Source organism: Desulfovibrio piger (assembly GCF_951793255.1).
Taxonomy (GTDB): domain Bacteria; phylum Desulfobacterota; class Desulfovibrionia; order Desulfovibrionales; family Desulfovibrionaceae; genus Desulfovibrio.
The window spans coordinates 2,576,132-2,590,750 of sequence record NZ_OX636706.1 but is presented as its reverse complement, the minus strand read 5'-3'; the positions used below and the strand labels follow the sequence as shown (position 1 = coordinate 2,590,750).

Sequence of the window (14,619 nt, the reverse complement as noted above, 5' to 3'; positions counted from 1 at the left end):
CCCGGGCTTAGTCCTTGGCCTCTTCCGTCTGGGAAGCCGGCATGACAGCGGGACGCATGCCCTGGCCCCAGACGCGGGGCGCCAGCCGCCACTGGCCCTGGGCATTGCGGCAGGCAACGATGATCTCGGCTTCATTGAAATTGTTGCGGACAGTGGCGCGCTTGCATTCCTCACCAGCCGCGGAGAAGAAGCTGTCTTCCATGCTCACGCGCACGTCCGTCCCGAAGGCGGGATCGGAAAGGGTGGTGATGTCACCGGGCACGGCATTGGCCATAAAATTTTCCACAGGGCTGGGCTTGTATTCGGGCGCTTCAGGGGAGTCTCCCAGCAGGCCGCAGCCATTGAGGGCCAGACAGGTCGTCAGCATGAGAAGGGTAGAGAGACGTTTCATGAGTTCTCCTGGGAAGGAAAGGCCGGAATCGGACCGTTGCTGGTCAGCCCTGGACAGGCTGAGACGCGGGATCCGGCATCCGGGGTGAAAAGGGCAGGGGAAGCTCCAGATCGATGAAGCGTTCCCGCACGATATCTTCCGGGATATGGATGGCGAGCTGCTTCAGGTCCTCCGGAGCGAGCGTTACAAGCCAGTTTACGGCCTCCCGGGCCATGACGAGCCAGCGGTCCAGCGGCAGGAAAAAGACCGCCGGGCAGATCTTGTACAGATAAAGGCCCGTATCGAGCAGGACCAGCGGGAACAGACTGCAGGCCACAGGACGACGTTGCCGTGGCAGAAGACAGCCTTCCGGGCCGCAGGATTTGCACCCCCTGTCGTCCAGGCAGGCCGTATCAGGGGCAAGCAGAAAAAAGTCCCTCTCCAGATGGGCATGCTGCTGCGAAGGCAGCAGCTTCATGGGAAAAGGGGTGGCGCAGTCCTGAGGGCCGCAACAGTAACGACAGTCCCGGCAGTAATCATTGCTCAGGATCCCCTGATCGAAGTGTACATCCCGTTGCAGGGGAAAACGCTGACGCCATTGCTGCCAGTAATGCCAAGAGCTTTTTTGCATGGAGATCCTCCGGCAGTTTCAGCTGTGCCGGACAAAAATGTCGATTATCCCGATGCGGAACATCTGTCAAATATCGCTATATCATGCTGATAATAAAAAAGAAAAAAATCAGTTTCCGCAAAACGGAAAAGGGAGGCAAAAAATGCTTGCCAGATGGGCGCTGATGGCGTAAATACACTTTTATTGTGCCGAAGTGGTGGAATTGGTAGACACGCTAGGTTCAGGGTCTAGTTCTGGCAACGGAGTGGGAGTTCGACTCTCCCCTTCGGCACCATCAAAAAGTCCAAAATAGTCCATAGAAGGCCGGAATCACTAAGAAAAACGTGGTTCCGGCCTTCTCTTTTTGTCCAGCAAAATCCAAGTACCCACATGGACACCCCCAAAAATCGTTGGTAGATTCGCAGGTACCAATACCACAACGCCATTTCGGCACGGCGAAATACCAGCACGCCATGAATCTTCTTTGAATTCAAACGGATGGATGTAGATTTTCCTGGTTTTCGCCGCACACTTTTGGACTATTTTGGAGGATACCAACATGAAACTTTCCGATGCCGCTGTGCGGAACGCCAAGGCCAACGGCAAGGTGCAAAAATTTTCTGACGGCGGCGGCTTATACCTTCATGTGACGGCCACAGGCAGTAAATTGTGGCGCATGGCCTACAGGTTTGGGGGCAAGCAGAAACTTTTGAGCTTTGGCGCGTATCCGGCAGTTTCCCTGAAAGATGCCCGCCATCGACGCGATGAAGCCAGAGAGTCGCTTGCCAAGGGGATTGACCCCGGCGCGGAGAAAAAGATGGCCAGAGAAGCCGTACTCGCAAAAGAGCGGGAAGCACGGGATACCTTTGAATTTGTGGCGCGAGAATGGTTCGCCAAGTACGAGCCGACACTCTCCGAAAAGCACGCCAGGAAATTGCGCCGCTATCTGGAGAATACACTTTTCCCGGCCATTGGCGGCAAGCCCGTCACCCAGCTTGAGCCTGCGGACTTTTTGCAGGTCGTTCAGCCCTCGGAGCGGCTCGGCCATCACGAAACAGCCCACAAGCTCATGCGCCTGTGCGGGCAGGTGACGCGCTATGCCCGCACCACCGGCCGCGTCAAATATGATGTGGCCGCGGGACTGACCGAAGCTTTGACGCCGGTGCAGACAACGCATTTCGCCGCTGTTACCCTGCCGGACGACATCGGTCAGCTTTTGCGGGATATTGACGCCTATGTCGGCTATACCTCCGTTGTTTATTGCCTGAAAATCCTGCCCTATGTTTTCACCCGCCCCTCGGAATTGCGGCTTGCGCACTGGAGCGAGTTTGACTTCAAAAACGCAATATGGATCATTCCGGCTTCGCGCATGAAAATGCGCCGTGAGCATGTGGTGCCGCTGTCAAAACAGGTGCTGGCATTGCTGAAAGAGCTTCATGCCTATACCGGCAATGGCGACCTGCTGTTCCCCAGCGCCCGCGCGCTCACCACTCCCATCAGCGACGCCGCACCTTTGGCCGCCTTGCGGCGCATGGGTTACGGCAAGGAAACCATGACCCTGCACGGCTTCCGGGCAATGGCCAGCACAAGACTCAATGAGCTTGGCTTCCGAGCGGATGTTATTGAAGCGCAGCTTGCGCACAAGGAGCCGGACACCGTTCGCCTTGCCTACAATCGCGCGGAATATATGGAGGAACGTCGTCAGCTTATGCAGAAATGGGCTAATTATCTCGACAAGTTACGTTCCACCAAACAATAATTATGGAGGCAGCTATGCCCGATACCATTCATGCCATAAAAACACCCCAAGCCCCAGAGCAGGATACCTTCGTCACTATCGCCAACATACCAGAAGATGAGCAGATTACTGTCGCGGCTACCGGCTGGAGTGAAGAAACCAAAGAACGCATGAGACAGGCCGGTTATGACGACATGGATATGATTCGGGCATGGTATAGCTGAAACATATGCCATTTGCCCATGCAGGTGGCACGGATATTGCAAGTCGGCATTCTTGCGCGATACCTCACAGAATCCGCGCCGCCTGTTTTCATATTGTCCGAACTCGGCGTTTGAGCTATTTTTTCCTCCATGTTGGACCAGCAAAAAATATCTCTCGGTAGGGTACGGCAGGCATACCGGCTGACCTCGAACGAAGTCGAAACCATCATTCAGGCGATGTGGCCTCATGCTGTTTTTCCTGCTGAATTGTGGCGCAAAGCGCATGAAGCGTACTGGAAAGACTTCGCTGACAGCAATCAAGCCGTATATAACATCGAAAGTCCTGTTTTACCACAACCATGCCTGTCAGACAAACGCCTCCACACCTATTTGTTTGGGTGTGACATCATGGATTTTTTTAAAAAGCTTTCGTGGAATATTCATGCCAATGCCCTGGAACTGGGTCTCAAGTACATCTTGGAAGAAACGTATGATGAAATTGAAAACATATTTCCTGAAGAGAGGGAGTTTCTGTTCCATTCCCTGAAAAGACTTGAGACAGAAGATTTCTTTGACCAATACTCGCCTGACTCTCCTTTGTTTGAAAATCCAATATCTATACCAGCATCGAGTTATCATTTCATATCGTATATTTTTGTTGATACAATCCTTGTCAATCGAGATGACACCATCAGATTTCTCCGCAATTACCCTTTGCACAAAGAAGTAAAAGGTATTACCCGCGCACTTGTGGAATCCATTCTCAAAGCCATGCCCCCAGAAAGTATTTCTCCTGAAAGTCCCCAATTACAGAGAGAACAGCCAGTAGTGGAAGAAGCGGAAGACGGTAAACTTACGTTCAGGATTCCGTCCACTGTCTGGCGAGGAAAGCCGGATCATGCCGTCTATGACGCCATGAAAAACACCTATCCTCTCCCCGTAATTGCCTATGTACTGTTTTACTGGTGCAGTGCCGACAAGCCCGAAACAGGACACAAAACCCAGATGGGCAGAAAAACGCAGCTTGGCCGCCTGTTCACTGAAAAGGAATACAGCGATCCCAAGTCGTATCGAAATCTGATGAACTCTCTTCTCCAAAAAGCGGACGCCTACACTATCGTCAAAGGTTGATTTTTCAGCTCCATTTTCCCGCATCCCCGCGTTTTCCCGTCTTTTTCCCGGCAAATTCCCTCACGGGTCTTTTTTCGGACGTGCCAGAATCTCCTGAAGACCAACAACCTTCAGGAGTTTTTTTCATGGCCCAACGCAAATCGTCATTCCCCGAATTTGGCTTTGTTCGCCTGCCCCAAATTCTGGCCTGCATACCTGTCTGTGAAAGCGCATGGTGGGAGGGATGCCGAACCGGCCGCTATCCCAAGCCCGTGAAGCTCGGCCCGCGCACTACCGCTTGGCGCGTGGAGGACATCAAGGCACTTATCGAACGCCTGAGCAACGGTGAAGACAATGTCAGGTAGCTCAAGCCTTCATGTCTATGATTGGAGACCGCAATGAGCGCCGACATTCTGCACAGCTTTGCCGAGTGTCTGCGTTCAGCGGGGCTGGAGGTCGAGGCCGTTCTGGCCGACGGCCTCCTGCACCGTTGCGGCACAGCGGACAGGCCCCACCGCAGGGACGGCGCATACAAGGCGTTTCTGGACGCTCCGGCCTCCATCTGGTGGAAGAACTGGCGCACCGGCGATGAGGGAACGTGGACGGCCAAGCCGGAAAAGGAACTCTGCGCCGCCCAGCGCAAGGCTCTGCGGGAACGCCTTATCGCCGCCAAAGCCGACTCCAGAGCTGAACAGGAGCGCCGCTGGAAAGCCGCCGCAAAGCTGGCAACCAGCATCTGGAACCATGCCAAGACCGCCGAGGACGACCATCCCTATCTGAAACAAAAGGAAGTACCGACCATCGGCTTGCGGCAAACTGATGACGGGCGGCTCATTGTTCCCGTCTTGGATCAATCCGGTCGAATACACAGCCTGCAATTCATCCTGCCGGAAAAGCCTGAGGAAGGTACGGATAAGTTTTTTCTCAAGGGCGGCAAAACGTCCGGCGGCTTTTTTTCGCTTCCGGCAAAGAGCGGAACCAGGGACGGTCCGTTGCTCATTGCCGAAGGGTACGCCACAGGGACAAGTCTGCATCTGGCCACCGGATACGCCGTGCTGATTGCCTTCCACGCCGGAAATCTGGAAGCCGTAGCCCGCACAGCCCGTTCCCGGTATCCGGATCGGGAAATCATTCTTTGCGCGGACAACGACTGCGAAACTGTCAAACCCGACGGCACGCCGTGGAATCCCGGCAAGGAAGCGGCTTCCAGAGCGGCGCAGGCTGTGGGCGGCAAACTGGCCGTCTGCCCGGCCCATGAAGGCAAGGCGACGGACTTCAACGATCTGCACCGGCTGCGTTCCCTTGAGGCCGTCCGGGCCGTTGTGGAAGCGGCACGAAAGCAGGATGCGGACTGCCCCATGCCGGAGGGGTTCTTTCTTGTACCGGAAGGCAAACGCGCCGGACTGTACAAGCTGGAAACCAAGCCTGACGGGGAGATGAACGAAATCCGCATCGGCCCTCCGCTCGCTGTGAAAGGCATGACCCGCGACAGCGAGGGCAACGAATGGGGCCTCATGCTGGAATGGGCTGATCCGGACGGCAAGAAGCACACCTGGCCCATGCCCATTGAACTGCTCTTTCGACAGGGCGCGGACTGGTACAGCGCCCTGGCTTCCGGCGGCTGGTTCGGCAGTCCCGTCGCCAGAAAAAAGCTTGTGGACTTTCTGGCCGCCGTCAGACCTGCCCGACGCATCCGCTGTGTGCCCCGCACCGGTTGGGACAATATCGCCTACATCCTGCCGGATGCCGTATACGGCAGCACCTCCGGCGAAAATGTAGTTCTGCAATCCGCGCATCATAGCGATCTGTACCGTATCGCCGGAACCCTGGACGGCTGGCGGGAAATCGCGGCACTCTCCATCGGCAATTCGCGCCTGAGCTTTGCCCTGTGCGCGGCCTTCGCCGGGCCGTTGCTGCGTCTGGCCGGTCTGGAAGGCGGTGGTTTCAGTTTTGAAGGCGGATCATCATCCGGCAAGACAACGGCCCTTCAGATTGCCGCGTCTGTCTGGGGCGGGCCGGAACACGTCCGAAGCTGGCGCGCTACAGACAATGGTCTTGAGAATATTGCAGTCCTGCACAACGACAATGTGCTGATTCTGGATGAAGTCGGGCAGGTCAACGGCAAGATTTTGGCCGAATGCGCCTACATGCTGGCCAACGGTCAGGGCAAGGGTCGTTCCAGCCGCGAAGGCAATCTCCGCAAATCCCATTCCTGGCGTCTGCTCTTTCTCTCCAGCGGAGAACTCGGCCTTGCCGACAAGCTGGCCGAAAACGGTCTCAAGTCGAGAGGTGGTCAGGAGGTGCGGTTCGTGGGCCTGGCCGTGGACACGTCCATGCTCACCGAGTTGCACGGTTTTCCTCATGCAGGGGCAGTGGTCAATCGCCTCAAAGAGTTGACCGCTTTCCATTATGGCCATGCTGGCCGCGCCTTCCTGCATAAATTGACCGAATCCGACACACTGAAAACAGTTCTGTCCGAGCTGCAACTGGCTCTTGCCAATACGGTCAATCGTCTTGTGCCTGCCGGAGCGGATGGACAGGTGCGGCGCGTGGCCCAACGCTTCGCTCTCTGCGGTCTGGCCGGAGGACTGGCCATGCAGATGGAAATTCTGCCCGCCGACTTTGACGCTCCGGGCTGTGCCGAACGCTGTTTTCATGATTGGCTGGCCGCTCGTGGCGGAATCGGCGCTTCCGAAGACGCCGCCATTCTGGCCGCTGTACGCCTGTTCATTGAGCAGCACGGGGCAAGCCGCTTTCAGGACTTGGACACCCAAATGTCCACCTGCGTCAATCGCGTGGGTTTTCGGAGAAAAGGTGAAGGCGGCTGCACGGAGTTCATTATTCTGCCGGAATCCTTTCGCGTCGAGGTCTGCAAGGGATTTTCCGAGCGGCGTGCCGCCCGCGTGCTGGCCGAGGCCGGATGGCTGAAGCTGTCACAGGTGGGGCGGCTCAAGTGTGAGAGAAGATTGCCTGATCTGGGCAAGGTTCGGGCATACATTGTGGTTTTGCCTGAAAATGACGGGCAGGAATAGCCGTTTTTGTCTGTCTCGCATGACCGGCGACAATGGCGACAGTGGCGACAAGTCAATAATGCCAAGGCATTTCCTGTCGCCAATATAAAAACGGCAACGCGGATACCGGCGACGGATCGGAGACACAGATTCATGCCGCCGCTTTGCCGCTGTCGCCATTGTGCAAATGGCGACCGGCGACGTGGATTGTGTTGTCACTCATGGCTTGTCGCCATTGTCGCCGCTGTCTCCATAGAAAAACATCATAGGAGAAAGGCTATGTCCTATCTCGTCTTACATATGGACAAATTCAAAAAAGATGCCATTCGCGGCATTCAATCGCACAATCGGCGCGAACGCGAAAGCCACAGTAATCCTGACATCGACTACAGCCGAAGTACAGGAAACTACGATCTTCATGAATCCGCCTCAGACAACTACGCACAAGCCATTCAGAATCGCATTGACGACCTTTTGCTGGTCAAGGCCGTGAGAAAGGACGCCGTGCGCATGTGCGGGCTTATCGTCACATCGGACAGCACATTTTTCCAGAAACTTTCCCCGGAGGACACCAGACGCTTCTTTGAAGAGAGCAAAGCCTTTCTCACGGATTTTGTGGGCGCGGAGAATGTCATTTCCGCAATGGTTCACATGGATGAAAAGACGCCGCACATGCACTTCCTGCATGTACCGGTGACGCCGGACGGACGTCTCAACGCCAACAAAATCTATACCCGGCAGAGTCTGCGAAAGCTGCAATCCGAGCTTCCCGCCCATCTGCAAAGCCGGGGTTTCGCCATTGAACGCGGCGTGGAGCAAACGCCCGGCTCCGCAAAAAAGCATCTGGATACCCGCGAGTTCAAGCAACAACAGGAGGCATTGGAGAAACTGATTCAGGAGTCCGAAGAGGCTTCCCGAAATTCACGGCAACTTCTCAGCGCATTGGAGCAGCATGAGGAAGAACTGAAAAAGCGCATTGAAAAGTATGAGCGACAGGCCGTGGAAGCGGAAAAGGTGCTTCAGGAAGATTCCTTTCTGCTGAAGGCATCTCTTTTCAATTATCCGTCCGTGCTGGAAAAAGCCTCCTCCATCATTGAAAGGCTGAAAAAGGCGCTTGCCGTCAAACATCTTGTCCAAGAACAGAAGGAAATCCTGCAATGGGAAGTGGATACGTTACGCAGAAAACAGACGCGACTTGAAGCGGAATACATGACCCACAGGAAACAAAGCCATGAGGAAAAAGAGGAGCTGGAGACGCAGTTGAAGAAAATGAAGAGGCTCATGGCGGGGTATCGGGAATTTCTGCTCCTGCCGGAAATCCGGCCCCTGCATATCGAGTTCGTGGAGCGCAAGCGGGCTGAACAGCTTCAGCGCCGTCAGGAAGAGGAAAGGCAGCGACAGGAGCAGGAAGCGCGGGACAGGGAGCGCCGGCAGGCGCGTTCCGCCCGTGGCATGAGAATGAGGTAAGGCGTCGGGTAGAAATCTTCGCACAGGCCGAAGATATAGCCCACTATGCTTCACTTCGTGAAGCGTGGGCGACCGTCCCGCTCGACCGGAAAAGCAAAACGCCAATTCGGGGCAACGCCCCGGCGAAACACAGGAGAAAACATCATGACCATCACCGCGACGCAGTTGAAGGAAATCAGACAGGAGTTTACCAGACTCAAGCCCGCCGCTGTCACGCTGGACGGGAACCGCGTCATGTCCGTGAAGGAGGCGATTTTCGCACTGGCCCCGACTCTGGAACGGATGAAAAAGCGCGGTTTTGATTCTCAAGAGATTGTCGAACGCCTGCACGAGAAAGGGATTGAGGTGAAACCCCAAACCTTGACCAAGTATCTGACCGAGTCCAGACGGCACCGGGAAGAGCAGAAAGCAAGGAAGAGAGACACGCCCCCGCCGCCTTCGCAACACGAACAACGCGACAGCTTCATTGTTGCTGATATGTCGGATGATGAACTGTAAACAGGAACTATAGCAGAATTCTTGTCAGGCAGACATGGAATCAATAAACTGTGTTCTGTAGAAGGCGTAGCCACCTACGGATGAAAATGAAAACGGGCCGGGAAATGCCCGGCCTTCATTTGGGCCGCCTTCGACGGATGTCCAAAGACGCGGAGCAGGGCTGCAACCGGATCAGCAGGCCTACAACAGACACGCCGCAACCGGCTTGGTGCGGGCAGAACCGGATCCACGAGAGCGCATGATTTTGCCTTTTGGTCGGACAAGGTATAGAATGCTACTCTCTTTTTCTATCAGGCAACCTCCGTATGCGCCAGAGACCGAATCCATGAATTCCTGAAACTTTTCCGGCAGAGAGGCTGGATATTGTTTACGAGATAAAAGATATCTTTTTTTGGAGATTGAGTATGGTGTCCAACTTCGCGTTTCTACACGAAAAATTCCCGGAGCTGGCGGAACTCGGCATGCTGGCCGAACGCTATCTGCGTTCGGACCCGCAGTCCTGCCTGATGAAGGCGGGCCTGCTGTGCGAAGGCATGATCCGGGTCATGTTCGCCCTGGACGACATCACCCTGCCCGACCACTGCGACGCGGTGGAGCGCATCGACATTCTCCAGCGGCGCGAGGTGCTCCCCGCGGATGTCGCCGCCGCCTTCCACCTGATGCGCAGAGCCCGCAACAGGGCCGCCCATGAGGGAGTGAGGCTCCCCGAAGCAAAGATACTGTATTTTTTGCAGATCACGCACAGCCTGTGCGGGTGGTTTTTTCAGACCTACGGCGATGAATCCTATCGGCAACTGGATTTTGTCGCGCCTCAAGATGTTGAAAACTCCGGGCCGTCTCCGTTTGAATCAAAAGAGAAAGCCGGGCAGGAAAACGCCCTGGCGGATCAGGCTGTTTCCCGCGCAGCGCAGGCAGCTGCCGTGCCGGAAGACATCCGCCGCAAACGCGCCGCCGTTGCCGCGGGCAAGCGCCATGTGTCTGAAGCCGAAACCCGGTATCTCATTGACGAACAACTCAGAAAAGTGGGCTGGGAGGCGGATTCCGAAACCTTGCGCCATTCCCTCGGCACGCGACCGCAAGCCGGACGGAATCTGGCCATAGCCGAATGGCCCACGGATTCCTCTGTGGGCAACAGGGGTTTTGCCGACTATGCTCTGTTTGCGGGTACGCGGCTGGTGGGCATCATTGAGGCCAAGGCCGGCCACAAGGATATTCCCGCTGTGCTCGACCATCAGTGTAAGGACTACGCCCGCCATATCCGCAAGGAGCACCTGGCTCACACCATAGGCGAGTGGCGCGGCTTCCGCGTGCCCTTTCTCTTTGCCGCCAACGGCAGACCCTATATCCGGCAATACGAGGAAAAATCCGGCATCTGGTTTCAGGACGTGCGCCATGCTTCCAATGCGCCCCAGGCCCTGCACGGCTGGATGAGTCCCACCGGTCTGGAAGAGCTTCTGGAGCGCGATATTGCCCAGGGCGACCGACGCCTTGAAGCCATGTCCGCCGACTTTCTTACCGATAAAAACGGCCTCAATCTGCGTGAGTACCAGCTCCGCGCCGTCGAGGCGGCCGAGCGGGCCGTGAAGAGCGGGGCGCAAACGGTTCTGCTGGCCATGGCCACGGGGACGGGGAAAACCCGGACAGTGCTGGGCATGATGTACCGCTTTTTGAAAAGCGAACGTTTCCGTCGCATCCTGTTCCTTGTGGATCGCAATGCCCTGGGCACGCAGGCTCTGGATGTATTCAAGGACATCAAGCTTGAGGAACTGCATCCCCTGGACGAGATTTACGCCATCAACGGGCTGACGGATAAAGCAATCGACAAGGAAGCCCGTGTCCACGTCGCCACTGTGCAGGGCATGGTCAAACGCATTCTGTACAGTGAAGGCAGCGAGTCCATGCCGTCGGTCACCGACTATGATCTGATCATCGTGGATGAAGCGCACCGGGGCTATATTCTTGACCGGGAAATGACCGACGACGAGCAGTTGTACCGCGATCAGCGCGACTACCAGAGCAAATACCGCGAGGTCATCGACTATTTTCAGGCGGTCAAAATCGCTCTGACGGCCACGCCCGCGCTCCAGACCACGAAGATTTTCGGATCGCCCGTGTTCTGCTACTCCTACCGGGAGGCGGTCATTGACGGATTCCTGGTGGACCATGACGCGCCGCACCAGCTCAGCACGACTCTCAGTGAGCAGGGTATTCACTACAAACACGGCGATACAGTGGCCGTTTATGATCCGCTTACCGGCGAAGTTACCAACAGCCGACTGCTGGAAGACGAGCTTGATTTTGACGTGGACGACTTCAACAAGACCGTGATCAATGAGAACTTCAACCGCGAGATTTTGCGGGAAATAGCCAAAGACATTGATCCCGAAGATGTTTCCTCCGGAAAGACGCTCATTTATGCCGTCAATGACCATCACGCGGACATGATCGTCCGCATCCTCAAGGAGATCTACGCCGAGGAACTGGTGGATACGGATGCCGTCATGAAGATCACCGGCAGCATCGGCAATCGCAAGAATATTGATGCGGCCATACGGCGCTTCAAGAATGAAAGTCTCCCCAGCATCGTCGTGACGGTGGATCTGCTCACCACCGGTATCGACGTGCCCGAAATTACCCGCCTTGTCTTCCTACGCAGGGTAAAATCCCGCATTCTGTTTGAGCAGATGCTGGGCCGCGCCACCAGGCTCTGCCCGGACATCGGAAAAGACCATTTTGAAGTGTACGACGCCGTGGGCCTGTACACGGTTCTTGAACCGGTTACCAGCATGAAACCGGTGGTCAGCAATCCGTCGGTTACTTTTTCCCAACTTCTGGACGGGCTGGAGACAATGGAGGAACCTCCGCAAATCCTGAACCAGATCAACCAGATCATTGCCAAACTGCAACGCCGCAAGCGCTCCCTGACGGATGAACTCAGGCAGCACTTTGTCGATATGGCCGGTGACACGCCCGATACCTTCATCGAGCGCGTACAGGAGCGCCCGAGTGAGGCAAAGGCCCTGTTGCTGTCCAAACGCGATTTGTTTGAGCTTATTCAGAGTGAAGACTATGCGGGCCGCCGCCCCGTCGTTCTTTCCGATACGCCGGATGCGCTCACCAGCCATACGCGGGGTTACGGCAAGGAGAATCTTCGCCCCGGCGACTATCTGGAATCCTTTGCCCGTTTTGTGCGGGAACAGCGCAACGCGATAGCGGCCCTGAACACCATTTGCACGCGCCCGGCCGACCTCAGCCGCGCAAGCCTCAAGAGCTTGCGTCTGGCTCTGGGACGGGAAGGCTTTACCATCCGGCAGCTTAATTCCGCCCTTTCCCGGATGAGCAACAAAGATATTGCCGCCGACATCATCAGCCTGATCCGCCGCTACGGTATCAATGCCGAACTTCTGGGGCACGAGGAGCGCATCCGCCGCGCCGTGTCCCGGCTGAAGCAGGCGCACAGTTTTTCCAGAGTCGAAGAGAAATGGATCGACCGCATGGAAAAATATCTGCTCAATGAATCCGTCCTCTCGGTACACACCTTTGACGAAAGCGTCATCTTCCGGGACAAGGGCGGCTTTGCCGCGCTGAACAAACTCTTCCGTAACCAGTTGGAAAGTATCGTGACCGAATTGAACACCTATCTGTATGACGACGGGGGCCTTGCCGCATGACCACACAGGAAATTGTCGCCAAACTCTGGAACCTCTGCAATGTCCTGCGGGATGACGGCATCACCTATCATCAGTATGTGACGGAACTGACCTATATTCTGTTCCTGAAAATGGCCAAGGAAACCGGCACGGAAGCGGCCATTCCCGAAACCTGCCGCTGGGACGTGCTGGCCGCCAAAAGCGGCATTGAGCTGAAACACGTTTACAAGCAGGTGCTGGCCGAGCTGAGCGAAAACGGCACGGGGCGGGTGCGAGAGATCTATCAGGGAGCGGTATCCAACATCGACGAGCCCAAAAATCTGGAAAAGATCATCTCGAGCATCAATGCTCTGGACTGGTATTCCGCGCAGGAAGAGGGCCTCGGCAACCTCTATGAAGGTCTGCTGGAAAAGAACGCCAATGAGAAGAAATCCGGCGCAGGCCAGTATTTCACACCACGGGTGCTCATTGATGTGATGGTTCGTCTCATGAAGCCCCAGGTCGGCGAACACTGTAACGACCCGGCCTGCGGCACCTTTGGTTTTATGATCGCGGCGGATCAGTACCTGAAAAGGCAAACCGACGAGTATTTTGATCTGGACGAGGATCAGGCGGCCTTCCAGAAACGTGAAGCCTTCACCGGCTGCGAGCTGGTGCACGACACGCACCGTCTGGCCTTGATGAACGCCATGCTGCACGGTATTGAAGGGGAAATTCTGCTTGCCGACACCCTGTCCACCGCAGGCAAGGATATGAAAGGCTATGATCTGGTGCTCACCAATCCGCCCTTTGGCACAAAGAAAGGCGGCGAACGGGCCACTCGTGACGATTTTGCCTTTACCACCAGCAACAAGCAGTTGAATTTTTTGCAGCATGTTTACCGCAGCCTCAAGCGCGGCGGCCGGGCCGCCGTGGTGCTGCCGGATAACGTGCTCTTTGCCGACGGCGACGGCGCGCGCATCCGTGCCGACCTCATGGACAAATGCGACCTGCATACGGTGTTGCGCCTGCCCACAGGCATTTTCTATGCCCAGGGTGTCAAAACCAACGTGCTGTTTTTTACGCGAGGCCAGAGCGATAAGGACAATACCAAAGAGGTGTGGTTCTACGACCTGCGTACCAATATGCCTTCCTTCGGCAAGACCACCCCGCTCAAGAGGGAACACTTTGAGGGCTTTGAGACAGCCTTTGAGGCCGAGGACCGCCGCGCCGTGCGGGATGAGCGCTGGAGCGTGTTTACGCGGGAGGCAATAAAGGCGAAGGCGGACAGCCTGGATCTCGGTCTGATCCGGGATGAATCCCTTTTGGATTATGACGACCTGCCCGACCCCATCGAAAGCGGCGAAGAATGCATTGCTCAGCTCGAAGAGGCGGTAGATCTTATGAAAAGCGTTGTTCGGGAATTGCAAAGCCTGACCAGCAGGGAGACGAACTGATGGCCCGCCCCCGCAAGAACGCCGCCGAGGTGCAAGACATCCTGCTGACGCCGGATGAATCGGCTATAATTCCCGTGGAAGAACAGCCGTACCCGTTGCCGGAAGGGTGGAAGTGGGTGAAAGGAAGCTCTCTTTTGGGGCCACAGGAAAGTCAAAAACCCACAGGTGATTTCTTTTATTATATAGACATTGATGCTATAGATAATAAACAACAAAAAGTAACTTCACCAAAAGAAATTTCTGTAAGTAAAGCCCCCAGTAGGGCATCCAGAAAAGTTCATGAAGGAGATACTATCTTTTCTCTAGTTAGACCATACCTCCGGAATATTGCTTATATAGATTTTAGTCTTTCAAATTGTATTGCATCCACTGGATTATATATATGCACACCTCTTAGATGTACTAATTCTCGTTTTTTATATTGGCTTATGACGAGTGAATATGTTGTGATGGGTTTAATTGAACACTCCACCGGCTAAAGCCGGTGGATTCACCGTGGCGACTAAAGTCGCGTTCCGGCTAAAGC

The 14,619-nt window shown here is 55.6% G+C and carries 12 protein-coding genes and 1 tRNA gene; 11 read left to right on the top strand and 2 right to left on the bottom strand.

The genetic code is table 11. The features are described from left to right. Positions 1-7: 7 nt before the first annotated feature. Positions 8-391 carry an RT0821/Lpp0805 family surface protein gene (locus Q4I12_RS11575; RefSeq protein ID WP_302261628.1) on the bottom strand — a complete coding sequence of 128 codons (384 nt, stop codon included), beginning with the start codon at positions 389-391 and terminating at the stop codon, positions 8-10. 43 nt (positions 392-434) lie between these two features. Then, complete coding sequence (locus Q4I12_RS11570) at positions 435-1,001, bottom strand: hypothetical protein (protein WP_302261627.1); 567 nt, start codon at positions 999-1,001, stop codon at positions 435-437. Between the two features lie 187 nt (positions 1,002-1,188). On the opposite strand from Q4I12_RS11570, the gene Q4I12_RS11565 reads away from it, so the two are divergent. From Q4I12_RS11565 to Q4I12_RS11515, 11 genes are all read left to right on the top strand, one after another. Continuing rightward, positions 1,189-1,275: transfer RNA gene (locus Q4I12_RS11565), tRNA-Leu, on the top strand. A 264-nt stretch (positions 1,276-1,539) separates the two neighbouring features. Beyond that, positions 1,540-2,739 (top strand): tyrosine-type recombinase/integrase, encoded by a 1,200-nt coding sequence (locus Q4I12_RS11560; protein WP_302261626.1) that lies wholly within the window; start codon positions 1,540-1,542, stop codon positions 2,737-2,739. Between the two features lie 14 nt (positions 2,740-2,753). Continuing rightward, complete coding sequence (locus Q4I12_RS11555; protein WP_302261625.1) at positions 2,754-2,942, top strand: hypothetical protein; 189 nt, start codon at positions 2,754-2,756, stop codon at positions 2,940-2,942. 129 nt (positions 2,943-3,071) lie between these two features. Next, positions 3,072-4,052, top strand: a complete 981-nt coding sequence (locus Q4I12_RS11550) for a hypothetical protein (RefSeq protein ID WP_302261624.1) — start codon at positions 3,072-3,074, stop codon at positions 4,050-4,052. A gap of 125 nt (positions 4,053-4,177) precedes the next feature. After that, the gene (locus Q4I12_RS11545) at positions 4,178-4,396 is read left to right on the top strand and encodes a helix-turn-helix transcriptional regulator (protein WP_302261623.1); all 219 of its coding nucleotides are present in this window, start codon (positions 4,178-4,180) and stop codon (positions 4,394-4,396) included. Between the two features lie 33 nt (positions 4,397-4,429). Next, the gene (locus Q4I12_RS11540; protein WP_302261622.1) at positions 4,430-7,063 is read left to right on the top strand and encodes a DUF927 domain-containing protein; all 2,634 of its coding nucleotides are present in this window, start codon (positions 4,430-4,432) and stop codon (positions 7,061-7,063) included. 258 nt (positions 7,064-7,321) lie between these two features. Next, positions 7,322-8,509, top strand: a complete 1,188-nt coding sequence (gene mobV / locus Q4I12_RS11535; protein ID WP_302261621.1) for a MobV family relaxase — start codon at positions 7,322-7,324, stop codon at positions 8,507-8,509. A 144-nt stretch (positions 8,510-8,653) separates the two neighbouring features. Continuing rightward, the gene (locus Q4I12_RS11530; protein WP_302261620.1) at positions 8,654-9,007 is read left to right on the top strand and encodes a protein MobC; all 354 of its coding nucleotides are present in this window, start codon (positions 8,654-8,656) and stop codon (positions 9,005-9,007) included. Positions 9,008-9,411: 404 nt separating this feature from the next. After that, a complete protein-coding gene (gene hsdR / locus Q4I12_RS11525) occupies positions 9,412-12,678 on the top strand; it encodes a type I restriction-modification system endonuclease (RefSeq protein WP_302261619.1) in 3,267 nt (1,088 codons plus the stop codon). Further along, positions 12,675-14,093: a class I SAM-dependent DNA methyltransferase gene (locus Q4I12_RS11520; protein ID WP_302261618.1), complete on the top strand. Its 1,419-nt coding sequence runs from the start codon at positions 12,675-12,677 to the stop codon at positions 14,091-14,093. Before hsdR ends, Q4I12_RS11520 begins: the two co-directional genes overlap by 4 nt. Then, positions 14,093-14,572, top strand: coding sequence for a hypothetical protein (locus Q4I12_RS11515; protein ID WP_302261617.1), 480 nt, complete (start codon positions 14,093-14,095; stop codon positions 14,570-14,572). Before Q4I12_RS11520 ends, Q4I12_RS11515 begins: the two co-directional genes overlap by 1 nt. Positions 14,573-14,619 lie beyond the last annotated feature (47 nt).